The organism is Streptomyces sp. NPDC002870, assembly GCF_042888505.1.
Taxonomy (GTDB): Bacteria; Actinomycetota; Actinomycetes; order Streptomycetales; family Streptomycetaceae; genus Streptomyces.
This window is the reverse complement of sequence record NZ_JBIAPW010000019.1, coordinates 84,200-108,473: the sequence shown is the minus strand read 5'-3', so window position 1 is coordinate 108,473 and position 24,274 is coordinate 84,200. Positions and strand designations below refer to the sequence as shown.

Below are 24,274 nucleotides of genomic sequence, written 5' to 3'. Positions count from 1 at the left end.
ACACACACTCCCTCCCCCGGGGGTCTGGGGGCTCGCCCCCGTTCGGGATGGGGGTACCTCCCGCGAGGGCGTAGGGGGAGGGCGGGTAGGGGAAACACCAGGAGTACCCCTTGCCCCCGCGGCAGGCATGCCAAAGGCGCCTCGGGGGTGCGCACACCCCAAGGCGCCCTGGGAAAGCCGGTGGAGCCAGTAGCCAGTGGACCCTTGAGCCCGTCAGCTCTGCTTCCTGGACTTGTCGAGAGCCATCACCAGCCCCGCGATCACCAGGAACAGGACCACCGGCGCCGCGACATAGAGACCCAGCGTCTCGATCACGCTCAGACCCGGGCCCGGGTCGTCACCGTCGTCAGGCATCGCGGCGAGCGCGGGCGACGACAGGAGCAGCATCATCAGCGTCGTACCGGCCGCGACGGCGCCGGCGCGCAAAGCGTTCTTCTTGTCCACAGTGCCAACGTAGCGAACGGCTATCCCGACCGCGCGTCCGGGGGTGCCGTCCGGGGCCCGAAGACCGCCATCAGCGCGTGCAGGCGGGGCGAGGCGGCCAGCTCCTCCAGGGTGACCGGGTGGCCTTCGGCGTCCGCGACCGGCAGGCGCCAGTTCGGGTACTGGTCCCAAGTGCCCGGGAGGTTCTGCGGGCGGCGGTCGCCCACCGCGTCCGGCAGCCAGACGCCGACCATGCGGGCGGGCGTACGCAGCAGAAAGCGGTAGGCCGCGCGGATCTGGCCCTCCTCGTCGCCCCTGCCCTCGGGCAGCAGGCCGAGGCCGGTGAGCAGGCCGAGCCACTCGCCGACGTCCGCCGCGTCCTGCGTGCGCTCCTGCTCCAGGGGGCGGGTGAGCAGACCGAGGCGGTGCCGCAGCGCCACGTGCTCGCCGGTCAGGCGGGCCGCGGTGGACGGGAGGTCGTGCGTGGTCGCGGTGGCCACGCAGCCGTCGCGCCAGTGCTCGGGCGGCAGCGGGCGGCCCGTACCGGCCCAGTCGCGCTCGAACCAGAGCACGGAGGTGCCCAGCACGCCCCTGTGGGTCAGGGCCTCACGCACACCCGGTTCGACCGTGCCGAGGTCCTCGCCTATGACGACCGTGCCCGCGCGGTGGGCCTCCAGGACGAGGACAGCGAGCATCGCCTCCGCGTCGTACCGCACATACGTGCCCTCGGTGGGCGGGCCGCCCTCCGGGACCCACCAGAGGCGGAAAAGGCCCATGACATGGTCGATACGCAGCGCGCCCGCGTTCCGGAGGAGGCCGCGGAGCAGTCCGCGGTACGGGGCGTAGCCGGACGCGGCCAGCACGTCCGGCCGCCACGGGGGCAGGCCCCAGTCCTGGCCGCGTGCGTTGAAGGCGTCCGGGGGCGCGCCGACCGACATCCCGGCGGCGAATGCCTCCCGCTGTGCCCAGGCGTCCGCGCCGCCGGGGTGCACGCCGACGGCCAGGTCATGGACGATGCCGACGCCCATGCCCGCCTCGTGCGCCGCCTGCCCCGCGGCGGCCAGCTGCCCGTCGGTGAGCCAGGCGAGCCGCCCGTGGAAGTCGACCCGGTCCATCAGCTCGCGCCGGGCCCGCGCGGTCTCGGGCGAGCGCGGGTCCTGCAGCGCGGCAGGCCAGGAGTGCCACTCGGGCCCGTGCACCTCGGCGAGGGCGCACCAGGTGGCGTGGTCCTCCAGGGCCTGACCCTGCTCGGCCAGGAAGTCGCAGTACGCGGCACGGCGGCCGGGCCCGAGCGGGACACGGTGCACGATCTCCAGGGCCGCCCGCTTCAGCGCCCACACGGCGTCCCGGTCGATCAACGCGCCCTTCTCCAGGACGGATTCACGCAGCCGCGCGGCCTCGTCACGGAGCTCGTCCAGTCGCTGCCGGTCGGGGACGCCGACGTATGCGTACTCGGGGATGTCCTCGATCCGCAGATGGACGGGATCGGGGAACCGCCGCGAGGACGGCCGGTACGGCGAGGGATCGGTGGGCGTCCCGGGAACAGCCACGTGCAACGGGTTGACCTGCACAAACCCGGCCCCGAGCGCCCGCCCCGACCAGGTGGCGAGCTCAGCCAGATCACCAAGGTCGCCCATGCCCCAGGACCGGGCGGAGAGCAGGGAGTAGAGCTGCACGAGAAAACCGTACGAACGCCGGTCGGGCTGCGGCGCCCGCGCGGGCGCGACGATGAGGGTGGAGCGTGCGACGCGCTCGTCGGGGGCGTGAGCGTGGGCGCACAGCTGGTGCACGCCGAGGGGCAGTTGCGACCAGAAGCCGGGCTCGTCGACGGGCGGCTCCGCATCGGCCGGAGACGCCGCGTCGGCGGAAGGCGTCGCATCGGCTGGAGACGCCACGCCCGGAGCAACGTCGGCCGGAGACGCCACGTCGCCCGGACCCGGGCTGGTCCACTCGACCGCCCCGCCCCCTTCCGTCTCGACCCGCACGCTCGTGCCCGCGGGGAGCGCCGTCAGGACAGCAGGTGGGAGCGCCTCCGCCCCCTCGCACCACAGCACGACCGTCGGCGGCAGCAAGCGGGCCGACGCCGCGGACTCGGCGCGATTCAGGGCGTCGCGTAACGCCGCGGGCGACGACGCGTCGACGTCCAGCGCGGCGAGGACCGCGACGACCGTGGTGTCGGGAACCGGGACCGTGACGCCCTCCGAGGGCGCGTAGGCAGTGGCGACTCCGTGCAGCGCTGCGAGCCGGGCAAGGCCCATTCAGACTCCTGGGGACTCCGTGCCCCCGGCCATGCCGGGCGCGGTCGGCTCACTGGTGAGGGGAGCGGTGTCGGCGAGGGGCGGCTCGCTGGTCAGCGGGGCCGCGTCGGCGAGCGGGGGCTCACTGGTCAGCGGGCCGGGACCCGGGACCTGTTTGGACAGGGCGGAGAGCAGCAGATGTGCCGATGCGGTCATGGGGGGTCACTCCAAGCTGACGGTTGTGGGACACAGACGCCCTACCCAGCGAACGCGACGGCAGACGTACACGATCAGTCAACGTGTTCCGCATCACATTCGGTTCCCCGCATTCCCCTCCTCATCCAGCAGTTGAGTCACATTGCGTCAAACCACCCATCGCATCAGGCAAAAGGTGCACAACGGCCATGCGCATTGACACCCTCAGTCTGGTGGTGGTGGGCTCAAACCGACCGGCACAGCAGGGGAGAACGAGGGGAGACAAGCGTGCGGCTCGCGAGCAGAAGGCGCACCGCGACAGCCGTCGCTGTCGCTGTCATCGGCAGCCTGCTCAGCGGCGCGCAGAGCGCCGTCGCGGCCCCCGAGGACCCCGTCTCCCCGACCAGCACCACCACGGACCCCGAGGGCGAGGGCGCGCTGCCGTCCGTGTGGCCGCGCCCGCAGACGATGCGTGCGGCGGGCTCCGCCGTGGCGCTCGGCGACGAGGTGACCGTCGCCGCGGACCGCGCCGCCGATCCGTACGCCGTGGAGCGGCTCAAGGAGCTGCTGCGCAGGTCCGGCGTACGGACCGTGCACACCGAACTGCCCGGCCGCGGTCCCGTCCTGCGCATCGGCGGCACCGGCGCGCAGAACGCGCTGCGCGCCCTGCGCGCGCCCGAACGCGCCGACCTGCCCTCCGGGGGCTACCGGATCGCGGTCGGCCAGATAGAGGGCCGCGGCACGATCGCGCTCGACGGCGTCGGCGAGGACGGGCTGTTCCACGGCGTCCAGACGCTGCGCCAACTGATCACCAACCGCGACGCCGCCGCCGGGACCGGCCGGAAGGCTGCCCCCGCGGCCGGCCAGAAGGCCCCCGCCGGGACCGACGGCAAGGCCGTCGCCGGAGTTCTCGTACGCGACTGGCCGGGCACGGCCGTACGCGGCCTGACGGAAGGCTTCTACGGACAGCCGTGGAGCCATGAACAGCGTCTGGCGCAGCTGGACTTCATGGGCCGTACCAAGCAGAACCGCTACCTGTACGCGCCCGGCGACGATCCGTTCCGGCAGGCTCGCTGGCGCGACCCGTACCCCGCCGCGCAGCGCGCCGAGTTCCGCGAACTCGCCGAGCGCGCCCGGCAGAACCACGTCACGCTCGCCTGGGCCGTCGCGCCCGCGCAGGAGATGTGCCTGGCCAAGAACGGCGACGTCAAGGCGCTGACGCGCAAGATCGACGCGATGTGGGCGCTGGGTGTGCGCGCCTTCCAGCTGCAGTTCCAGGACGTCAGCTACAGCGAGTGGCACTGCGACAAGGACGCGGACGCCTTCGGCTCCGGCCCGGAGGCGGCGGCCACGGCGCAGGCGCGGGTCGCGGGCGCGGTGGCCCGGCATCTGGCGGACCGGTATCCGGCGGCCGAGCCGCTGTCGCTGATGCCGACGGAGTTCTACCAGGACGGCGCCACCGACTACCGGAGGGCGCTCGCGAGCGAGCTGGACAGCCGGGTCCAGGTTGCGTGGACGGGCGTGGGCGTGGTGCCGCGCACGATCACCGGGCGCGAACTGGCTGGCGCGCGGGACGTGTTCAGGCACCCGCTGGTCACCATGGACAACTACCCGGTCAACGACTACGCACAGGACCGGATGTTCCTCGGCCCCTACACGGGCCGGGAGCCTGCCGTGGCGAGCGGTTCGGCCGCCCTGCTCGCCAACGCCATGGAGCAGGCCTCCGCCTCCCGCATCCCGCTGTTCACGGCCGCCGACTATGCCTGGAACCCCAAGAACTACCGCCCCCGGGAGTCCTGGCAGGCCGCGATAAACGACCTCGCGGGCGGCGACCGGTCGACCCGTGAGGCGCTGCGCGCCCTGGCGGGCAATCACGCCTCCTCCATCCTCAGCCCGGCCGAGTCCGGCTATCTGCAGCCGCTGCTGAAGGACTTCTGGTGGTCGCGTACGACGACGGACGCGGCGGCCAGGGACCGGGCCGCGGCCTCACTGCGCGCCGCGTTCACCGTGATGGGCGAGGCTCCGCAGCGGCTGACGCGGCTCGCCGACGGCCGTCTGGACGACGAGGTACGGCCGTGGCTGGAGCAGCTGGCGCGGTACGGCCGGGCCGGTGAGCTGTCCGTCGACATGCTGCAGGCGCAGGCCCGCGGCGAGGGCGAGAGGGGCTGGCGGGCCTCGCTGGACCTGGAGCCGCTGCGCAAGGAGCTCGGGACGAGCCGGGCGACTGTCGGCAAGGGCGTGCTGGCACCGTTCCTGGACCGGGCGGCGAAGGAGTCGGCGGTCTGGACGGGCGCGGACCGCGTCAAGGACACGGCGGGCGACGACACGGTGTGGCTGGACCGGGCGAGGCCGGTGGCGGCGGTGACGGTGATGTCGGAGCCGGCACGCGGGACGGCGGGCTACGGGTCCGCGAGCCAGACCCCGGGCAGGGACGCGAGCGGGACCCCGGGCAGCGGCCCTAGCCAGACCCCGGCCGGTGGCTCGGGCTCCGGTGGCCGCCTTGAGGGGCACGTCCCGGGCGAGGGCTGGCGCACGCTCGGCCCCCTCTCGGCGAGCGGCTGGACCCACGCCGACGCCAAGGGCCTGCGGATGGACGCGGTGCGGGTCGCGCCGGACGGGGACGAGCCCGTCGCCGTACGGTCCGTGGTGCCCTGGTTCGCCGACGAGCCGGCGGCCGGCCTCGATCTCGTGCAGGGCGAGACGGACGCCGAGATCGGCGGCGGGCCGCAGCGGGCGGGCATCCGGCTGACCCCGCGCCGCCCCGGCGAGGTGCGCGGCGCGCTCACCGCGAAGGCCCCGGCGGGCATCAAGGTGTCGGTGCCCAAGGAGACGACGGTGCCGCGCGGACTGCACACGACCGTGCCGGTCGAGGTCACCGTCCCGGCGGGCACGCCGGCCGGGGAGTACCGGGTGCCGCTGTCCTTCGCGGGCCAGGAGCGCACGCTCACGGTGCGTGCCTATCCGCGCACCGCGGGCCCCGACCTCGCGCGCGCCGAGGGCTCCGCCGCCTCGTCCTCCGGCGACGAGACGGCCGACTTCCCGGCGGCCTCGGCGATCGACGGCGACCCGAAGACCCGCTGGTCCTCACCCGCCGAGGACGGCGCCTGGTGGCAGCTGGAGCTGAAGCGGCCGGCCCGGGTCGGCCAGGTGGTGCTGCACTGGCAGGACGCGTACGCGACGAAGTACCGCGTCCAGGTCTCCGCGGACGGCCGCATCTGGCGCACGGCCGACACGGTGAACGGGAAGGGCGGGCGCGAGGCGGTCCGCATGGACAGCCGCGACACCCGCTTCATCCGCGTCCAGGGCGAGGCACGCGCCACCCCGTACGGGTACTCGCTCTGGTCGGTGGAGGCATACGCCGTCGCAGAGTGAGCGAGCCGTCACAGCCGGACAACGGACAAGGGACGACGAAGGCCCGGATCCTAGGCGGAAATGCCGTCGATCCGGGCCATCGCGTCGTCCGCGCCGTACGGCTGCAGGTATGGCAGCCAGCGCGGGTCCCTATGCCCGGTTCCGATGATGCGCCACGCGAGCCCGCTCGGCGGGGCTGGCTGATGGCGCAGCCGCCACCCCAGCTCCCGCAGATGCCGGTCCGCCTTGACGTGATTGCAGCGGCGGCAGGCCGCCACCACGTTGTCCCAGACGTGCTGTCCGCCGCGACTGCGCGGAATGACATGGTCGACGCTGGTTGCGACGCCACCGCAGTACATACAGCGCCCGCCGTCGCGGGCGAAGAGTGCTTTGCGGGTGAGAGGAACGGGCCCCCGGTAGGGGACCCGCACGAACCGTTTCAGCCGCACGACGCTGGGGGCGGCGATGACACGGGTCGCGCTGTGCATGAAGGCGCCGGATTCCTCGAGGCAGAGAGCCTTGTTCTCCAGGACGAGGATGAGCGCGCGGCGGAGCGGTACGACGCCGAGGGGCTCGTACGACGCATTCAGGACCAGGACGTGCGGCACGGTGGATGCCTCCTTGTACGCCGGCGGCACGTGGCTCGCGCCGGGACGATCTGCTCTCAGTCTCTCCTCATGCCAGGTCCGAGCGCCACCACGTGCGGGTAACGGGCTCGAGGTGTTTTCGACCACAGGCCCTCGACGTGCCTCCGACGTGCCGCGACGTGCCTTCGGCAGGTCCATCCCCGGGTGAGCCTCGTCTCTCCCTCGAACAGCGCAACGAAACACACCGGATGCCCCGTTAGGGTGGTTGATCTGCCACCGCAAATGCCTGGAGGTTCCCCCCGTGTCCTGGTCCGTCCTACTGGCCGCCGATCCGTCACCCGAGCCCGTCTCGCTCGACGAGGCCGCCAAGCAGGCCGGCGACGCAGCGGGCTGGGTGGAGGAGAACTGGTCCACCTGGCTGAACACCAGTCTGCGCATCGCGCTGATCCTGGTGGTCGCGCTGGTGCTGCGCATGTTTCTCCGCCGCGCCCTGACCAAGCTGATCGAGCGGATGAACCGCTCCGCCCAGGCCGTGGAAGGCACGGCGCTCGGCGGTCTGCTGGTCAACGCCGAGAGGCGCCGACAGCGCTCCGAGGCCATCGGATCCGTACTCCGCTCGGTCTCTTCCTTTGTGATTCTCGGCACCGCGGGCCTGATGATCCTCGGCGCTTTCAAGATCGATCTGGCCCCGCTGCTCGCCTCGGCGGGTGTCGCGGGCGTCGCGATCGGTTTCGGCGCGCGGAATCTCGTGACGGACTTCCTCTCGGGCGTCTTCATGATCATGGAGGACCAGTACGGCGTCGGCGACAGCGTGGACGCGGGTGTCGCCTCCGGCGAGGTGATCGAGGTCGGCCTGCGCGTGACGAAGCTGCGCGGCGACAACGGCGAGATCTGGTACGTACGCAACGGCGAGATCAAGCGCATCGGCAACCTCAGCCAGGGCTGGGCGACGGCGACGGTCGACGTCATGGTCCGCTCCTCGGAGGACCTGGACCACGTCCGCTCGGTGATCGGCGAGGTCGCGGACGACCTGGCGAAGTCCGAGCCGTGGAACGAGCGGCTGTGGGGCCCGGTCGAGGTGCTGGGCCTGAACGAGGTGCTGCTGGACTCGATGACGGTCCGGGTCGCGGCGAAGACGATGCCGGGCAAGGCGCTGGGCGTGGAGCGGGAACTGCGCTGGCGCATCAAGCAGGCATTCGACATGGCGGGCATCCGCATCGTGGGCGGCCTGCCCCCGGCGATCGAGGCGTCGGCGCTGGACCCGACGGCGGGGATGGCGGCACCGTCGGCGTACGCGTCGACGACGTCGCCGCAGTCGATTGCGGCGACGCCGATAGCGCCTCCCGCGAACCTGGCGAAGTAGCTTCGGGCACGCGTAAAGGGCCCCTGCCACGCGGCAGGGGCCCTATTTCATCCTCGCGTCAGCTGACCGCGTCCGATTCCAATTCGTGCAAGAGCCCGTTGGCCGTCAGCGCGCCGCTCCAGACACGCAACCGATCCAGGCTGCCGGGGAAGTAGTGGTCCATGGTGCCGCTGTCACCGCCGCGTCCAGCAGACAGTTCGCCGCCACCCCGTGCCTGCGACGTGAGCCCCGCATGGGGGCTTTCCACCTGTGGGGTGGTGCCGATGTAGAACTCGAGCTTGCCGGATGTGTCGGGTTCACCCGGGGTGGTGGCAGCGGCATCGTAGACACCCGTGACGTCGAGGGGGATGTCGAACTCCTCCGGCTGCATCGACATGTCCGCCTGAACCACGACGCGCTCCGTCACATTGCCCGCGGTGTCCACAGCCGTCCGCTCAAAGGTCCATACGGTGACCGCTTCCCCATCACCATCAGGATCGATCTTGCTGAGCACCAGCGCCCATGACGACTCGCCCGCAAGCTTCTGACCAGCCGCGATGGCGCGGTAGCCAGTCGGTTTGGCCGCCCACTTGGCACTGTCCACACGTACGCGAGCCGAGACCGTGAAGGAACCCGTCTCGTCCACCGCCGGCCCAGAAGTCGCGGCGTAGCCCTGCACTCCGTCGAGGATCAGCTGACTCCGCCCGGACTCATCCGCACGAAGCTGCGCGCCCTCGGCCGACAGGCTCAGCCCGGGCCGGGCGTAGCCGCTCACGTCCGTGATCTCTCCGCCGCTGGCAGGCCCGGCGTTCCAGTCCGCCACGAGCGCGGCGGCGGGCACTCCGTCCTGCGCGAGCTCGGACACCTGCCGTACGTCCACCGACCGGAGCGCTCGCTGCCAGACCGCGGCCTCGTCCACGTAGCCGTGGAAGTACCGCTGATAGAAGCCGTCATCCTTGGTCCGGCCGATCTGAAGGCCCTTGGCGGACGTCCACGGTTGGTACGCAGCAGCCTCGGCGGAGAGACTCACCGGCTGCCCCTGAGGCCGGCCGTTGACGAAGAGCTGGACGGTGTCATTCGTCTTGTCCGTGTCCCTCTTGGTGTCGAACACCCCGGCCAGATGCGTCCACACGCGGGCCGGCGGGTTCTCGGCATCGCCGTAGGAGACGACGTCCGCCGTGTCGCCGCGGTCCTGAGCACCGCGGCCGAAGGCCCACTTCTTCTGCTTGGCGGAGTAGTACAGCTCGAATGCCGCGTCCTGTGCCCCGGGTGCCGAGAGCACAACCTGATTCGACCCTGTACCTGCGATATAGGCCCAGGCCGAGACCGTGAACGAATCCTTCGTGTCGACTGCCGGTCCGGCTGTGGCCGCGTACGCCTTGCGCTTGGCCGGGTCCGTGCTGTTCAGGTCGAGCGAGTAGTCACCGCCGCCACGCCTCGCCCGCTCTGACCAGGTCGCGCCGCCCTTGAACGTCGCGTCATGGCGCACAGTGCCCTCGGTGGCGGTGTCCTTGGTGGTGGTCACCTTCGGGTCCGTCGGGCGGTCGGCGAACTGCCAGTGCCCAACCGCGCCGGCCGCCGGCTTCACCTTGAACACGAACGACGCGGCAGGACCCCACCGTTCACCATGGTCCTTGGCTTCCACCTCCAGCACCTGCTCGCCGGCAAGGTGAGGGACCACGGCGTGTGACGCCTCGGCTCCGCTGACTACTGTCGCTCCGAAGTCGCTGATCAACCTCACGCGGTAGCCCGTGACATCCGTCGCCCCCGTCTCGGGGTCGATGTCGGCCTCGTTCGGCCGGAACGAGAACATCCCGGACAGACCCGGCTCGCCCCGCGCGACGCAGTCATTCGCCGTGCACTCCGTGTACGTGCTGTCGCTGGTGATCCGCGGCGCGAGCGGCACCGGGTCGTCGACCGGATCGTCCCCCGCCCCGAAAGCCGGTGTTGAAAGCACCCCCGCCATCAACACGGCACCCACCAGCGCGCCCCAGGCGCGAGCGCCTCTCCATCTGCGTACAGGCATGACTCATCCCCCTCCAAGGGCCTCCCCAGACCCTTCACGGAACGGACCACCAGTTGAAGTCCGTCGGCGCACCCTAGATCACAAGGCGGGTCCTGATCGACCACATATGCCGAGGGCGGGCGCAGGCTCCTGCGATTCGAGTTTCCGCTCAACCCAGGTAACGCTTTGGTTGCCTAGAGCGCGCTGACCATTGACGCCCGCCTGACGTGCGGCTTACTTTCCTCTCACCGAATAGGAAACTTTCCTAACAGTGCATGGGGAAGTGGACAGCCGAAGGGCAGGTGCACCCCGTCGTGGCCGGAACCACACCCAGTACCCCGGGTACTCCCGGTACCCCCGGAACACCGGGAACCCCGCGCGTCCTGCGCGCCATGAACGACCGGGCCGCGCTCGACCTGCTGCTTGAGCACGGGCCCCTCTCCCGGACGAAGATAGGGAAGCTGACCGGCCTCTCCAAGCCCACCGCCTCCCAACTGCTCGCCCGGCTCGAGGCCGCCGGGCTCGTCGTCGCCACCGGGACCACCGAGGGGCGGCCCGGGCCCAATGCCCAGCTGTACGCCGTCAACGCGCGGGCCGCCTTCGCCGCCGGGCTCGATGTGACTCCGCAGCGCATCCGCGCCGCCGTCGCCGACATCACCGGCGCCACCGTCGGCGAGTTCGAGCTGCCGACCCCCGGGCGGCGCGCCGAGAGTGTCGTACGGCAGGTCACCGAGGCGCTCGACGGGGCGGTGAAGGCCGCCGGGGTCAGCCGCTCCGACGTGCACCGTCTGGTCATCGGGACGCCCGGCGCGTTCGATCCGTCCACCGGGCGGCTGCGGTACGCGTCGCATCTCCCCGGCTGGCACTCCCTCACCCTCCTCGACGAGCTGGCCGCCGTGCTGCCGATGCCCGTCGAGTACGAGAACGACGTCAATCTGGCCGCGGTCGCCGAGCAGCGCCTCGGTGCCGCGCGCGGGCATGAGAACTTCGTGCTGCTGTGGAACGAGGAAGGTCTCGGCGCCGCCCTCGTCATCGGCGGCCGGCTGCACCGTGGCTTCACCGGCGGCGCCGGCGAGGTCGGTTTCCTGCCGGTGCCCGGCACCCCTCTCGTACGCCAGGTGACCAAGGCGAACAGCGGCGGCTTCCAGGAACTGGCCGGTGCCCAGGCGCTGCCCCGGCTGGCGCGCGGGCTCGGGATCGAGGGTGTCGGGCACGGCCCGCACGCCGGGGTCGCCACCGCGCTGGTCTCCCGGGCGGCCGGCGCCGACTCGGGTCCGTACCGCAAGCTGCTCGACGCGTACGCGACGGCGCTTGCGACCGGTCTCGCCTCCATGGTCGCCGTGCTCGACCCCGAACTGGTCGTCCTGTCCGGCGATGTGATCACCGCGGGCGGGGAGCCGCTGCGCGAACGCGTGCAGGCGGAGCTCACCGAACTCGCAGCGTCGAGGCCGCGCCTCGTGCTCGGTTCCGTACGCGAACACCCGGTTCTGCGCGGGGCGTTGGAGAGCGCCCTGGTCACCACGCGCGACGAGATCTTCGACACCTCCCGCTGAGAGACCCCTGAAAGCACGCTGCGAGACCCGCGAAAGCCCCCGCCACCTCGACCCGTCACAGGGAGACCCCGCCATGCCCACTCGCACCAGGAACACGGCCGCCGCGCTCGCCGCGACCGCCGCGATATCCCTCCTCGCCTCGGCCTGTACGGGGTCGAACGACACCGCCGCGAACGACGACCCCAACGCCAAGACCACCATCACCTTGTGGCACGGCTGGTCCGCGCCCAGCGAGGTCAAGGCGATCCAGGACAACGTCGCCCGCTTCGAGAAGGAGCACGCGAACATCAAGGTCAAGGTCGTCGGCAATATGACCGACGACAAGATCAACCAGGCGCTGCGGGCAGGTGGTTCGAACGCCCCGGACGTGGTCTCGTCGTTCACGACCGACAGCGTGGGGAAGTTCTGCACGTCCGGCGCCTTCGTGGATCTGAAGCCCTTCCTGGACAAGTCGAAGATCGACCCGGCCAAGGTCTTCCACAAGCCGCTGCTGGACTACACCCAGTTCGACGGCAACCAGTGCTCGCTGCCGCTCCTCAATGACGCGTACGGCCTCTACTACAACAAGGACGCGTTCAAGGCGGCCGGGATCACCGCCCCGCCGAAGACCTGGAGCGAGTTCGAGAAGGTCGCCGAGAAGCTGACCAAGTCCAAGGGCGACAGCTACTCGCAGCTCGGCTTCATGCCGAACTACCACGGCTACGAGACGACTCCCATGCACTACGTCTCGCAGTGGTCCCCGACGTACTTCGGCGCCGACGGCAAGTCCAACATCGTCAAGGACCCGGCGTTCTCGAAGATGCTGACCTTCCAGAAGGGGCTGGTCGACAAGCTCGGCGGCTTCGCCAAACTGGAGAAGTACCGCAACACCTTCGGTGACGAGTGGGGCGCCAAGCACCCCTTCCACACCGGCCAGGTCGCCATGCAGCTGGACGGCGAGTGGCGGCTCGGCATGGCCAAGGACGCGGGCGTGAAGTTCGAGATCGGTACGGCTCCGCTGCCCGTCGCCGACGACCAGGCCGCCGACTACGGCAAGGGCTACCTCTCCGGCACGATCATGGGCATCGCCTCCACCAGCAAGAAGCAGAACGCCGCATGGGAGCTGGTGAAGTACATGACCACGGACACCGACGCGGTCGTGGCCTTCGCAAACGGCATCCACAACGTGCCCTCCACGATCGAGGCGCTCAAGTCACCGCAGCTGAAGGTCGACCCGGAGTTCAAGACCTTCATCGACATCGCGCAGCACCCGAAGTCCAGCACCACCCCGGCCAACGTCGACGGCGGCGCGTACCAGGTCACCTTCCAGGACTTCGGCTACCAGTACGAGGCGGGGAAGGTGAGCGACCTCAAGGCGGGTCTGCAGAAGACCGCGCAGCAGATCGACACGGACATCGCGAAGGCGAAGTAGCACCGTGACGACGCACACTCTGCGGCCGGAGCGGCGGCGCTCCGGCCTTGTGGCGAAGCGCAGAAAACAAGCACTGCGCAACGCGGCCTTCATGTCGCCCTGGCTGATCGGCTTCACCGTCTTCTTCGCGTACCCGCTGATCTCCACCGTCTACTTCTCCTTCATGAAGTACGACGGCTTCCGGCCGCCCGTCTTCAACGGCCTGGACAACTGGACGTACGTCTTCAGCGAGTACCGGATGTTCTGGCCGGCTCTGCGGAACACCCTGTGGCTGGTGCTGGTGATGGTCACCTGCCGGGTCGTCTTCGGCCTCGGTGTCGGGCTGCTGATCACCAAGATCAGGACGGCCGCCGGCGTCTTCCGCACGCTGTTCTATCTGCCTTATCTGGCGCCGCCGGTCGCGGCGACGCTCGCCTTCGTCTTCCTGCTCAACCCCGGTACGGGACCGGTCAATTCGATCCTCGACTCGATCGGGCTGCCCACCCCCGGCTGGTTCACCGACCCCGCCTGGTCCAAGCCGGCGCTCACCGCGCTCGCCCTGTGGGGCATCGGCGACCTGATGGTCATCTTCATGGCGGCGCTGCTGGATGTGCCGAGGGAGCAGTACGAGGCGGCGGAGCTGGACGGCGCGAGCGCCTGGCAGCGCTTCCGGTTCGTCACCCTGCCGAACATCTCGCCGATAGTGATGTTCGCCGTCGTCACCGGCGTGATCCAGACGATGCAGTACTACACACAGCCGCTGGTGGCCGGAAAGGTCGCGTCCGGCATCATCGGCGGCAGCGGGCAGCAGTTCGAACCCGGCTACCCCGAGAAGTCGACGCTGACGCTGCCGCAGCTCATCTACAACCTCGGCTTCCAGCGCTTCGACTACGGCTCCGCCGCTGTCATCGCGCTCGTTCTGTTCGGGCTCTCCATGGTCTTCACCGCGTTTCTGATGCGACGGCGCGGCGGCCTGATGCAGGCAGGTGGGTGAGGGCCATGACTCAAGTACTCGACAAGTCCGGCCGGCGCGGAAAGCCTGCCGCACCGGCGACCCGCGCTTCCCAGGCGGGGCGCACGGCGCGCCGCAAGGCGCTGCTGCACTGGATCGCCGTGCACTCGCTGGGCATCGCGGCCGCGCTCTTCTTCGTGCTGCCGTTCGTCTTCGTCGTCCTCACCTCGCTGATGAGCGACCAGCAGGCGCTCACCCGCGATCTCGTCCCGGCGACCTGGGAGTGGGACAACTACACCCGGGTCCTGGACACCCCCGGCTTCTTGACCTGGTGGAAGAACACCCTGCTGTACGCGGGGCTCGGCACCGTCCTGACCGTCGTGTCCTCCATCCCGGTGGCGTACGCGCTCGCCAAGTTCCGCTTCCGCGGCCGCAATCTGTCGATGATGCTCGTCATCTCGATGATGATGCTGCCGCCCCAGGTGATCATCATCCCGATGTATCTGTTCTGGGCGAAGCAGCTGGACTTGGCCGGCACGCTCTGGCCGCTGATCATCCCGATGGCGTTCGGCGACGCGTTCTCAATCTTCCTGCTGCGGCAGTTCCTGCTCACCATTCCCAATGAGTACCTGGATTCGGCGAAGGTCGACGGCTGCGGTGAACTGCGCACGCTGATCAAGGTGGTGCTGCCGATGGCCAAGCCGGGCATCGCCGCCGTCGCGCTCTTCCAGTTCTTCTACGCCTGGAACGACTACTTCGGCCCGCAGATCTACGCATCGGAGAACCCGGCAGCGTGGACTCTGAGCTACGGCCTGGAGTCGTTCAAGGGCGCGCACCACACGGACTGGAATCTGACCATGGCCGCGACCGTCCTGGTCATGGCCCCCGTGATCCTCGTCTTCTTCTTCGCACAGAAGGCATTCGTCGAGGGCGTCACACTGACCGGAGTGAAGGGCTGATGCACATATGAAGCTCGCAGTCGTGGGTGGCGGATCCACCTACACCCCTGAGTTGATCGATGGCTTCGCCCGGCTGAGGGACACCCTCCCGATCAGTGAACTGGTGCTCATCGACCCAGCGGCCGACCGCCTCGAGCTGGTCGGCGGCCTGGCCCGGCGGATCTTCGCCAAGCAGGGTCACGACGGGAAGATCGTCACCACCTCCGACGTGGACGCGGGCGTCGCGGACGCCGACGCGGTACTGCTGCAACTGCGCGTGGGCGGGCAGGCGGCCCGGAAGCAGGACGAGACCTGGCCGCTGGAGTGCGGCTGCGTCGGGCAGGAGACGACGGGCGCGGGCGGGCTCGCCAAGGCGCTGCGGACCGTCCCGGTCGTTCTCGACATCGCCGAGCGGGTGCGGCGTACCAGCCCTGATGCCTGGATCATCGACTTCACCAACCCGGTGGGCATCGTGACCCGGGCGCTGCTGCAGGCCGGGCACAAGGCCGTCGGGCTGTGCAACGTCGCCATCGGCTTCCAGCGCAAGTTCGCGAAGCTTCTCGAAGTAGCCCCGTCCGACGTCCACCTGAACCATGTGGGCCTCAACCACCTGACGTGGGAGACGGGTGTGCGGCTCGGCGGGTCCGACGGCGTCGATCTGCTGCCGAAGCTGCTGGCCGAGCACGGCGACGCGATCGCGGACGATCTGCGGCTGCCGCGCCAGGTGCTGGACCGGCTCGGTGTCGTCCCCTCGTACTACCTGCGCTACTTCTACGCGCACGACGACGTCGTACGGGAGCTGAGGACCAAGCCGTCGCGGGCCGCCGAGGTCGCTCAGATGGAGAGGCAGCTGCTCGAGATGTACGGCGACCCGGCGCTCGACACCAAGCCGGAGCTGCTCGCCGAGCGCGGCGGCGCCTTCTACTCGGAGGCGGCCGTGGACCTCGCGGCCTCGCTGCTGGGCGGGGGCGGCAGCTCGGTGCAGGTGGTGAACACGTACAACAAGGGCACCCTGTCCTTCCTGCCGGAAGACGCCGTGATCGAGGTGCAGGCGCGCGTCGACGGCAGCGGCGCCACGCCGCTCGCAGTGCCCGAACTCGACCCGCTGTTCGCGGGGTTGATCGCCAATGTGACGGCGTACGAGGACCTGGCGCTGGAGGCCGCTCTGCGCGGCGGCCGCGACCGCGTCTTCAAGGCGCTGCTGTCGCATCCGCTGATCGGGCAGTACGAGTACGCCGAGCCGCTCACCGAGAAGCTGATCGCGCACAACCGGGAGCACCTCGCGTGGGCATGACCGCACGAGGCGTCCTGGCCATCGACGCCGGCAACAGCAAGACCGACGTCGCGGTGGTCGCGGCCGACGGGACCGTCCTCGGCAAGGCTCGCGGCGGGGGGTTCCAGCCGCCGACCGTCGGCATCGAGGCGGCTGTGGACGCCCTGGGCCGTACGGTCGCGGCGGCCGCGACCGCGGCCGGCGTCACTACGGGCGGTGTCGCCACCGTCGGAGTCACGACGGCCGGTGGCACGGCGGGCGGTGTCACGGCGGGCGGTGTCACGGCGGCCGGTGTCACGGCGACCGGTGGCACCTCGCTCTCCGAGCCGTTCGTCGCGCACGTCTCGGCTTGTCTGGCCAACGCCGATCTCCCCGTCGAGGAGCGGGAGTTGGCGGCCGCTGTGCAGGCGCGCGGCTGGGGGCTCACGACCGAGGTGCGCAACGACACGTTCGCCATTCTGCGGGCGGGCGTGGATGAGCCACGGGGCGTCGCGGTGGTGTGCGGCGCGGGCATCAACTGCGTCGGCATGCTGCCGGACGGCCGTACCGCACGCTTCCCCGCGATCGGCCGGCTCTCCGGCGACTGGGGCGGTGGCGCGGGGCTCGCGGAGGAGGCGCTGTGGTTCGCGGCGCGGGCGGAGGACGGACGCGGCGAGCCGACGGCTCTGGCCCGTACGCTGCCCGCGCACTTCGGCCTGGACTCCATGTACGCCCTGATCGAGGCGCTGCACCTGGGGCGGATCCCCGCGGCGCGCAAGCACGAGCTGACGCCGGTCCTGTTCACCACCAGCGCGGAGGGCGATACGGTCGCCCGCTCGGTGGTGCACCGGCTTGCCGAGGAGGTCGTCGCCCTGTCCACGGTGGCGCTGGCGCGGCTGGATCTGCTCGACGAGGAGGTGCCGGTGCTGCTGGGCGGCAGCGTGCTCGCGGCCAGGCACCCGGAACTCGACGAGCACATCGGCAAGCTGCTCGCGGCCAAGGCGCCCAAGGCGGTGATCGAGGTGGTGACGGCACCGCCGGTGCTCGGCGCGGCCCTGCTGGGCATGGACCACATCGGAGCCTCGCCGGGGGACCGCGCCAGGCTGCGCGCGCACTACGCGTAGCCGCTGCGTCTCCGGTCGCCGGACGGGCTGACCTCACGCCCGTCCGGCGGCCGGTCATTCCGCCGCTCCGGCGACCGGTCATGCCCGACATCCGTGCGACGGGGAACCGATCAAGGTGCTGAAGCGTATTCATGGTGGGGAAGAATGGCGGGGGAGACGGGGCCTGACGGATCCTGAATTGCTGCGACAGGACAAGATCCAGTCAATCCTGCTGTGTATGTCGGTCACTGCGGCCATACTGCTGGCCGGGGGACGTCCCCCGGACCCGCCGGGGGCGGAGCCGACGTCAGCGACCGAGGGGGGTCACGTGACATACCCGCCGACTGTGCGCACTGCGCCCCAATCGGCTCCGACGCATGCGCCCGCGCAGCCGCCGGCCACGCCGCCCGCCCACCGCGGCGCGTGGGCCGAGGGCAAGGAGCGGCTGCGCACGGCGGCGACGACCGAGCCGGGGCGGCTGCAGATCATCGGTGCCGTTCTGGCGGCGTTGGTGGTCGCGTTCGGCGCGGTGACGGCGTTCGAGATCTCCGACCGGGCATCCGCGGCCGACGACGTGGTGAGCCGCAGCCAGCCACTGAGCGCGGACGCCGCGTCCATCTACCGCTCGCTGGCCGACGCGGACACGGCGGCCTCCAGTGGCTTCCTGGCCGGGGCCGAGGAGCCCCGCGCTGCCCGCGAGCGGTACCAGAAAGACATCGCGCTCGCGTCCAGACTGCTGGTCAAGGCCGCGGCGAACACCGACAGTTCGAGCGAGTCGGGCCGCCAGATAGCCGCCCTCAACGAGCAGCTCCCCCGCTACACCGGCGTGATCGAGACGGCCCGCTCCTACAACCGGCAGGGCCTGCCCCTCGGCGGCGCGTATCTGCGGTTCGCGAACGAGCAGATGACCCGGGATCTGCTGCCCGCCGCCCAGAAGCTGTACGACGCGGAGACGGCCCGGCTCGACCGGGACGACGACGACGCCCGCTTCTGGCCGGTCTTCTCGCTCGCCGTGGGCGTGGTCGCACTGGCCGCCCTGGTGTGGGCGCAGCGCCGCAACTACCGTCGGACGAACCGGGTGTTCAACCACGGCCTGCTCGCCGCCACCACCGCCGCCACCGTCGTCCTGCTGTGGCTGGCCGTGGGACACACGGTGGCCCGCGCCGAGCTGAACGCCGCAGAAGTGCACGGCCAGAAGTCGCTCAAGGTGCTCAACGACGCGCGGATCAGCTCCCTGAAGGCGCGGGCGAATGAGAACCTGACGCTCGTCGCGCGGGGCGCGGTGCTCACCGACGACGGCAAGAGCGACAAGTACGAAACGGACTACACCGCAGGCATGAAGAAGCTCGGCGACGGGCTGAGCGAGGCGCAGAAGCTCGCCGACGACAAGGAAGGCCGCGCTCCCGTCGAGGCCGCCGTCAAGGGCGTGTCCGAGTGGAAGGTCCGGCACAGCAGCGCCAGCACCACCGACAAGGCCGGTGACTACGAAGGCGCGCTGGACAAGGTCATCGGGCCCAAGGCCTCCACCGGCCAGTCCTTCGACCAGGTGGACGACGCGCTGGCGAAGGCGCTCGCGCACGAGCAGCACGAGTTCACCCGCGCCGCCGAGGACGGGCGCGGCGCGCTGACCGGTCTTCCGGTCGGCGCCGCGGCACTGGCCGTGCTGGGTGCGGCGGGCGCCGTGCTCGGCATCAACCGCAGGCTTTCGGAATACCGGTGAGAGGAGGAGCGATGACGGACCTGAGGACCAGGTTCCGCGGCTGGGGCGGCGTCGCGGGGATGGCCGCTGCCTGTGCGCTGACCGCGGCCGTCACGCTGCTGCCGCTGTCCCACGGCGGCGCGGACGCCCTCGGCTCCGGCCTGGACGGCCAGAGCGCCGCCTCGGTGACGCCCGCCAAGGCCGACAGCTGTACCGAACCGGAGCGCTCCCTGTCACCGTCGGCGGCGAACGGGCCGAACATCGACGCGATCGTGGCACGGGGCAAGCTGATCGTCGGCGTCGACCAGAACAGCTACCGCTGGGGCTACCGCAATCCGGCCACCGGCGGCCTCGAAGGCTTCGACATCGATCTCGCCCGGGCCATCGCCCAGGACATCCTCGGCAAGCCGGACGCCATCATCTTCCGCGCCATCCCGACCAACCAGCGCATACCCGCGCTGAACAACGGCACGGTGGACATCGTCGTCCGCACGATGACGATCAACTGCGCCCGGATCAAGCAGGTCGCCTTCTCCACCGCGTACTTCCAGGCGGGCCAGCAGGTTCTCGCCGCCAAGGGCTCGTCCATCACCGGATACGACAAGTCCCTCGCCGGGAAGAAGATCTGCACCGCGGAGGGTTCGACGGCGTACGACGCGCTGGAGGAGAACTCCTTCGGCGCCACGTTCAAGGACAAGCACGACGGGCAGCCGGGAGACGAGGACGTGCTCACCGTGTCCAACCAGCTGGACTGCCTGGTGCGGCTCCAGCAGGGTCTCGTCGACGCGATCGTGACGGACAACGCCCTCGCGGCCGGCCAGGCGGCGCAGGACCCGGCGGTCGAGCTCAAGGGCGGCAAGCCCTTCACCACCGAGTACTACGGCGTGGCCACCAAACTCGGCAAGAACGACCTGGTGCGCCGGGTGAACAAGGTGCTTGACCAGTACCGCAAGGGCGCCTGGACGGCGGCGTACAACAAATGGCTGGTGGCCGATCTCCCCGGGATAGCCGGGCCGCCGGCGCCGAAGTACCGCGCCGGCTGAGACAACCGGCGCTGAACGACCTGAACAGGCTGAACAGGCTGAACAGGCTGAACGACTAGTCCTGCAAGGAACACAGGAAGAGCAGAGAGGTGATCGATGGGCGCGGCGGGACCCTCCCCCAGCTCCGCGGGGGGACCCCCAGGCCCGGTGATGGACCGGGACGAGGTGGACCGTGCGCTGGCGCGCCTCGGCGCGGAGCACGAGGCGATCGAGACCTCGCTCCTCGCCCTGCAGGACCATGCCGGCCGCAGACTCCTCGAAGGCGCCGAGCTGACGGGCGTCACCAAGGACCGCTGGGCCTCCGCCGACCAGGCGATCAGCCTGCTGTGGGGGTACTTCGACACGTACACCGCCGCCCTGAACGACACCCGTGAGCTGCGCGACAGGCGTCGCTGGCCGAGCCGTGAGGACCTGGTGGAGCTGACCGACCGGCTGCGCGGCCGCAGCGTCACGATCGCCAGCTCCGCCGCCCACACCGCACCCTCGATCACCGGGCCCGCCAAGCTCTCCGAGCAGTTCACGCTCGAAGAGCTGGTCGCCCGGATGAACGAGCTGTACGCAAGCTCGCTGGACATGGTGGTGACGGCCGACTCGGTGTGGTCGGCGCTGCCCGCCCGGATAGATCTGCTCTCCGCCGAGCTGCAGCGCACCCGCTCGCTCGCGCACTCCGTCGGCGTACGGCCCGGGGAGCACCCGGCCGGCGACGAGCTGGAGTCGATCACCCATGAACTGTCCACGCTGCGCGCCCAGGTGATCTCCGACCCGCTCGCCTTCTGGCGGCCCGCGCTCGGCAGTTCGGCGCCCGGTGGCGGCCGCCCCGACACCGACCGCTACGACCGTGCGGCGCGCGCCCTCGAAGACATACGCCGGGAGATCGAGGCGGTGCTCCGGGTTCGGCAGGACTCCGAGGAGCGGCTGATCCGGCTGCGCGACGTGCTGTCGCGCGCCGACCGTACGCTCACCGAGGCGCGGTCGGCGCGCGGCGAGGTGCTGGCGAAGATCGCCGCTTCCGAGGTGCCCGCGGTCAGCGGCCCGTCGACCGCGCTGCAGGAACGGCTCGCCACCGCCGCCGAGTACCGCAGGCACTCGCAGTGGCACCGGCTGTCGCCGCTGCTCGAATCCCTGGAGCGCGAGGCGGAGGACGAGCTGCTGCGCGCCCGTGAGTCTTTGACGGCCGTCACCGCCCCGCTCGCGGTCCGCGCCGAGCTGCGCGGCCGTCTCGACGCGTACAAGGCGAAAGTGGCCAGGCACGGGATGGCGGAGGATCCGCTGCTGATCGAGCGGTACGACGCGGCCCGCCGGATGCTGTGGAGCGCACCATGCGATCTGCGCGTCGCCGAACAGGCGGTGCTGCGTTATCAGCACGCCGCCGCCGAAGTCCTTGTCCCGAGACAGCAGGGACCGTCCGGGCCCAATGACCGCAGGGGGGATTCGTGAGCGAGAACAAGAACTGCCAGCGCCCCGGCTGTGAGGGCTCGTACGAGGACTTCGGCGGCGGTGAGCTGTACTGCGACACATGCGGCCTCGCGCCCGTCGTCGCGTCCAACGGGATGGTGTCCTCGCCGCCCACCGGCATCACGGGCGGCGGCCGGGACTCCGGCTCCGCGCGGAGCAGTTCGCGCTCCTCGCGGGCCTCGTCGCGTTCGTCGACGTCGCGCCGTTCCGTGTCCGGGCGGCTTTCGCGCTCGCTGTCCGGGAGCGCCTCGTCCCGGTCGGTCTCGGTGCGCAGCTCCGGCAGCTCCACGAGCGGGTCAGGCCGCAACCGGCTGGGCGCCGGCCTGGTCTCCGTGCCGGACGTGCCGCGCCCCGAGCCGCGTACCGCGGTGATGGAGAACCCTGAGGTCCCCGAGCGCAAGCGGTTCTGTTCGCGCTCCGACTGCGGTGCCCCGGTGGGGCGTTCTCGCGGGGAGCGTCCGGGGCGTACGGAAGGGTTCTGCACCAAGTGCGGCCACCCGTACTCCTTCGTGCCGAAGCTCACCGGCGGCGACATCGTGCACGGGCAGTACGAAGTGGTGGGCTGCCTCGCCCACGGCGGCCTGGGCTGGGTCTATCTGGCGGTGGACCGCGCGGTCTCCGACCGGTGGGTGGTGCTCAAGGGCCTGCTGGACACGGGCGACCAGGACGCGATGGCCGCGGCGATCTCGGAGCGGCGCTTCCTCGCGGAGATCGAGCACTCCAACATCGTCCGCATCTACAACTTCGTGGAGCATCTCGACCAGCGCACCGGCTCGCTCGACGGCTACATCGTCATGGAGTACGTCGGCGGCAAGTCGCTGAAGGAGATCGCCAACGAACGGCGCAACCGGGCGGGCAAGCGCGATCCGCTGCCGGTCGAGCAGGCATGTGCGTACGGCATCGAGGCGCTGGAGGCGCTCGGACATCTGCACAGCAGGAACCTGCTGTACTGCGACTTCAAGGTGGACAACGCCATCCAGCAGCAGGACCAGCTCAAGCTCATCGACATGGGCGCGGTCCGCAGGATGGACGACGACGAGTCCGCGATCTACGGCACGGTCGGGTACCAGGCCCCGGAGGTCGGCGAGGTCGGCCCTTCGGTCGCCTCCGACCTGTACACCGTCGCGCGCACGCTGGCCGTGCTGACCTTCGACTTCCAGGGCTACACGAATGTGTTCGTGGACTCCCTGCCGGACCCGGAGAACATCGGCGTCTTCCAGACGTACGAGTCCTTCTACCGGCTGCTGGTACGGGCGACGGACCCGGATCCGGCGCGGCGGTTCGCCTCTGCGCAGGAGATGGCGGAGCAGCTGACGGGGGTGCTCAGAGAGGTCGTCGCGATCCAGACGGGCCGCCCGCGGCCTGCGCTGTCGACGCTGTTCGGACCTGAACTGCGGGTCACGGACACGCAGTTGTTCGCGGAGCTGACGGAGGACGTCTCGCAGCTGGGCGGGCGTGCGTCGGCGCCCTCGGGCCGCGGCCGCGGCAAGCTCCCCGCGGCGGCAAACAGCTCGGCCGCGGTGGGCGGCGGTCCTGTTGTGAGCGGCCCTGCGGTGAGCGCCCCGGGGGTGGGCGGCCCGGGGGTGGGCGGCGGTTCGGCCGCGCAGCCCTGGGGCGCCGGGACTGTGCCCGGCGGAGCCGGGAACGCGGGCGGCACGCCGGTGCCGGGGTCGGTTCCGGGGACGGTTCCGGGACAACTGGCCGCCGGAGGCACCGGCTACCCCGGCGGCGGATCGGCCAATGCCTACGCCGCACCGATCCCCGCGCCCCGCTCCGCCGGTCTCGCCTCCCCTCCCCCGAACCTCGCCCTCGCCCCGCACCTCGCCGTGCTCGACGCCCGGGCGACCTCACTCGCCCTGCCCGTGCCGCGTGTCGACCCGGGCGACCCCAACGCCGGATTCCTCGCCGGCCTGATGGCTTCCGCGCCCGCCGAGCTCATCGCCGCTCTGCACTCCGCGTCCGCGGCCTCCCCGGAGACCCGGCTGCGCGAGCTGCGCGCCCGCCTGGAGATGGGTGAACTGGACTCCGCCACCAGGGCTCTCGCCACCCTGGAGAGCGAGGACGCCGACGACTGGCGGGTCGTCTGGTACCGAGGCCTCACCTCGCTGGTGACCGGGGACAACGAGGTCGCGGCGCTCTCCTTCGACGCGATCTACGACGCGTTCCCCGGCGAGCCCGCACCCAAGCTGGCACTCGGCGTCTGCGCCGAGGTGCTCGGCCAGCTGGACAACGCCGCGGAGTACTACCGCCTGGTGTGGACGACCGACCCGAGCTATGTCAGCGCCGCGTTCGGCCTGGCCCGGGTGCAGCTCGCGGCGGGCGACCGGCCCGGCGCCGTACGGACTCTGGAGTCGGTGCCGGAGTCGTCCATCCACTACACGGCCGCGCGGGTGGCTGCCGTACGGGCGAGGCTGCGGCGACGCGCCGCGCACGACCCGCTGATCGACGACCTGTCGGCGGCCGCCGCGCAGGTGGACGCCCTGCAGGACTTCGGTCTGGACGCGGTGCGCCGCGCGCAGTTGTCCACAGAAGTACTCGGCACGGCCCTCGACTGGGTACTCTCCGGTAGTCCCGGAGCCCCGCCGTCCGGACAGAGAGTGCTGCTCGGCAACGAACTGGACGAGCGCGGCCTGCGCTTCGGACTGGAACGCTCCTACCGGGTGCTCGCCCGGCTCGCCCAGCGCGGCGAGGAGCGGATAGACCTGGTGGAGCGGGCGAACCGCTTCCGCCCCAGGACGTGGGTGTGATT

General features: G+C 70.9%; 17 protein-coding genes. 12 read left to right on the top strand and 5 right to left on the bottom strand.

The genetic code is table 11. The annotated features are described in order from the left end of the window. Nucleotides 1–213: 213 nt before the first annotated feature. From ACFYWY_RS23055 to ACFYWY_RS23045, 3 genes are read right to left on the bottom strand one after another with little or no spacing between them, the layout of a single operon-like run. Nucleotides 214–444 carry a hypothetical protein gene (locus tag ACFYWY_RS23055; protein ID WP_389189769.1) on the bottom strand — a complete coding sequence of 77 codons (231 nt, stop codon included), beginning with the start codon at nt 442–444 and terminating at the stop codon, nt 214–216. Between the two features lie 20 nt (nt 445–464). Then, nucleotides 465–2,681, bottom strand: a complete 2,217-nt coding sequence (malQ, locus tag ACFYWY_RS23050; RefSeq protein WP_389189767.1) for a 4-alpha-glucanotransferase — start codon at nt 2,679–2,681, stop codon at nt 465–467. After that, entirely contained in the window at nt 2,682–2,876 is a 195-nt protein-coding gene (locus ACFYWY_RS23045) for a hypothetical protein (protein WP_389189765.1), read from the bottom strand. A gap of 267 nt (nt 2,877–3,143) precedes the next feature. On the opposite strand from ACFYWY_RS23045, the gene ACFYWY_RS23040 reads away from it, so the two are divergent. Further along, the gene (locus tag ACFYWY_RS23040; protein WP_389189763.1) at nt 3,144–6,227 is read left to right on the top strand and encodes a beta-N-acetylglucosaminidase domain-containing protein; all 3,084 of its coding nucleotides are present in this window, start codon (nt 3,144–3,146) and stop codon (nt 6,225–6,227) included. 50 nt (nt 6,228–6,277) lie between these two features. Here ACFYWY_RS23040 and ACFYWY_RS23035 read toward each other — a convergent pair whose 3' ends face one another. Further along, nucleotides 6,278–6,814 (bottom strand): HNH endonuclease, encoded by a 537-nt coding sequence (locus tag ACFYWY_RS23035; protein WP_356226193.1) that lies wholly within the window; start codon nt 6,812–6,814, stop codon nt 6,278–6,280. A 280-nt stretch (nt 6,815–7,094) separates the two neighbouring features. On the opposite strand from ACFYWY_RS23035, the gene ACFYWY_RS23030 reads away from it, so the two are divergent. Beyond that, nucleotides 7,095–8,156, top strand: a complete 1,062-nt coding sequence (locus ACFYWY_RS23030) for a mechanosensitive ion channel family protein (RefSeq protein WP_389189760.1) — start codon at nt 7,095–7,097, stop codon at nt 8,154–8,156. Between the two features lie 58 nt (nt 8,157–8,214). On the opposite strand, the gene ACFYWY_RS23025 is transcribed toward ACFYWY_RS23030, so the two are convergent. Then, nucleotides 8,215–10,161 (bottom strand): LamG domain-containing protein, encoded by a 1,947-nt coding sequence (locus ACFYWY_RS23025; protein WP_389189758.1) that lies wholly within the window; start codon nt 10,159–10,161, stop codon nt 8,215–8,217. Between the two features lie 371 nt (nt 10,162–10,532). On the opposite strand from ACFYWY_RS23025, the gene ACFYWY_RS23020 reads away from it, so the two are divergent. From ACFYWY_RS23020 to ACFYWY_RS22975, 10 genes are all read left to right on the top strand, one after another. Continuing rightward, a complete protein-coding gene (locus ACFYWY_RS23020) occupies nt 10,533–11,693 on the top strand; it encodes an ROK family protein (RefSeq protein WP_389189756.1) in 1,161 nt (386 codons plus the stop codon). A 73-nt stretch (nt 11,694–11,766) separates the two neighbouring features. Beyond that, on the top strand, nt 11,767–13,104 hold the full coding sequence (locus ACFYWY_RS23015) for an ABC transporter substrate-binding protein (protein ID WP_389189754.1): 1,338 nt from the start codon (nt 11,767–11,769) through the stop codon (nt 13,102–13,104). A gap of 4 nt (nt 13,105–13,108) precedes the next feature. After that, a complete protein-coding gene (locus ACFYWY_RS23010; RefSeq protein WP_389189752.1) occupies nt 13,109–14,077 on the top strand; it encodes a carbohydrate ABC transporter permease in 969 nt (322 codons plus the stop codon). Nucleotides 14,078–14,082: 5 nt separating this feature from the next. Then, nucleotides 14,083–14,994 carry a carbohydrate ABC transporter permease gene (locus ACFYWY_RS23005; RefSeq protein WP_389189750.1) on the top strand — a complete coding sequence of 304 codons (912 nt, stop codon included), beginning with the start codon at nt 14,083–14,085 and terminating at the stop codon, nt 14,992–14,994. A gap of 7 nt (nt 14,995–15,001) precedes the next feature. After that, a complete protein-coding gene (locus ACFYWY_RS23000; protein ID WP_389189747.1) occupies nt 15,002–16,267 on the top strand; it encodes a 6-phospho-beta-glucosidase in 1,266 nt (421 codons plus the stop codon). Further along, nucleotides 16,264–17,349 (top strand): N-acetylglucosamine kinase, encoded by a 1,086-nt coding sequence (locus ACFYWY_RS22995; RefSeq protein WP_389189744.1) that lies wholly within the window; start codon nt 16,264–16,266, stop codon nt 17,347–17,349. The genes ACFYWY_RS23000 and ACFYWY_RS22995 overlap by 4 nt, the downstream gene beginning before the upstream one ends. Before the next feature lie 307 nt (nt 17,350–17,656). Further along, nucleotides 17,657–19,048: a hypothetical protein gene (locus tag ACFYWY_RS22990; protein ID WP_389189741.1), complete on the top strand. Its 1,392-nt coding sequence runs from the start codon at nt 17,657–17,659 to the stop codon at nt 19,046–19,048. A gap of 11 nt (nt 19,049–19,059) precedes the next feature. Continuing rightward, on the top strand, nt 19,060–20,070 hold the full coding sequence (locus ACFYWY_RS22985) for a glutamate ABC transporter substrate-binding protein (protein WP_389189738.1): 1,011 nt from the start codon (nt 19,060–19,062) through the stop codon (nt 20,068–20,070). 96 nt (nt 20,071–20,166) lie between these two features. After that, on the top strand, nt 20,167–21,507 hold the full coding sequence (locus ACFYWY_RS22980; RefSeq protein ID WP_389189735.1) for a hypothetical protein: 1,341 nt from the start codon (nt 20,167–20,169) through the stop codon (nt 21,505–21,507). After that, a complete protein-coding gene (locus tag ACFYWY_RS22975; protein ID WP_389189732.1) occupies nt 21,504–24,272 on the top strand; it encodes a tetratricopeptide repeat protein in 2,769 nt (922 codons plus the stop codon). The genes ACFYWY_RS22980 and ACFYWY_RS22975 overlap by 4 nt, the downstream gene beginning before the upstream one ends. Nucleotides 24,273–24,274: the final 2 nt, after the last annotated feature.

Bases quoted from the DNA above. Each gene is read 5' to 3' on its own strand.
- ACFYWY_RS23015 (WP_389189754.1), top strand. From the start codon at position 11,767: ATGCCCACTCGCACCAGGAACACGGCCGCCGCGCTCGCCGCGACCGCC.
- ACFYWY_RS22995 (WP_389189744.1), top strand. From the start codon at position 16,264: ATGACCGCACGAGGCGTCCTGGCCATCGACGCCGGCAACAGCAAGACC.
- ACFYWY_RS22980 (WP_389189735.1), top strand. From the start codon at position 20,167: ATGGGCGCGGCGGGACCCTCCCCCAGCTCCGCGGGGGGACCCCCAGGC.
- malQ (WP_389189767.1), bottom strand. From the start codon at position 2,681: ATGGGCCTTGCCCGGCTCGCAGCGCTGCACGGAGTCGCCACTGCCTAC.
- ACFYWY_RS23020 (WP_389189756.1), top strand. From the start codon at position 10,533: ATGAACGACCGGGCCGCGCTCGACCTGCTGCTTGAGCACGGGCCCCTC.
- ACFYWY_RS22985 (WP_389189738.1), top strand. From the start codon at position 19,060: ATGACGGACCTGAGGACCAGGTTCCGCGGCTGGGGCGGCGTCGCGGGG.
- ACFYWY_RS23000 (WP_389189747.1), top strand. From the start codon at position 15,002: ATGAAGCTCGCAGTCGTGGGTGGCGGATCCACCTACACCCCTGAGTTG.
- ACFYWY_RS23005 (WP_389189750.1), top strand. From the start codon at position 14,083: ATGACTCAAGTACTCGACAAGTCCGGCCGGCGCGGAAAGCCTGCCGCA.
- ACFYWY_RS23045 (WP_389189765.1), bottom strand. From the start codon at position 2,876: ATGACCGCATCGGCACATCTGCTGCTCTCCGCCCTGTCCAAACAGGTC.
- ACFYWY_RS23025 (WP_389189758.1), bottom strand. From the start codon at position 10,161: ATGCCTGTACGCAGATGGAGAGGCGCTCGCGCCTGGGGCGCGCTGGTG.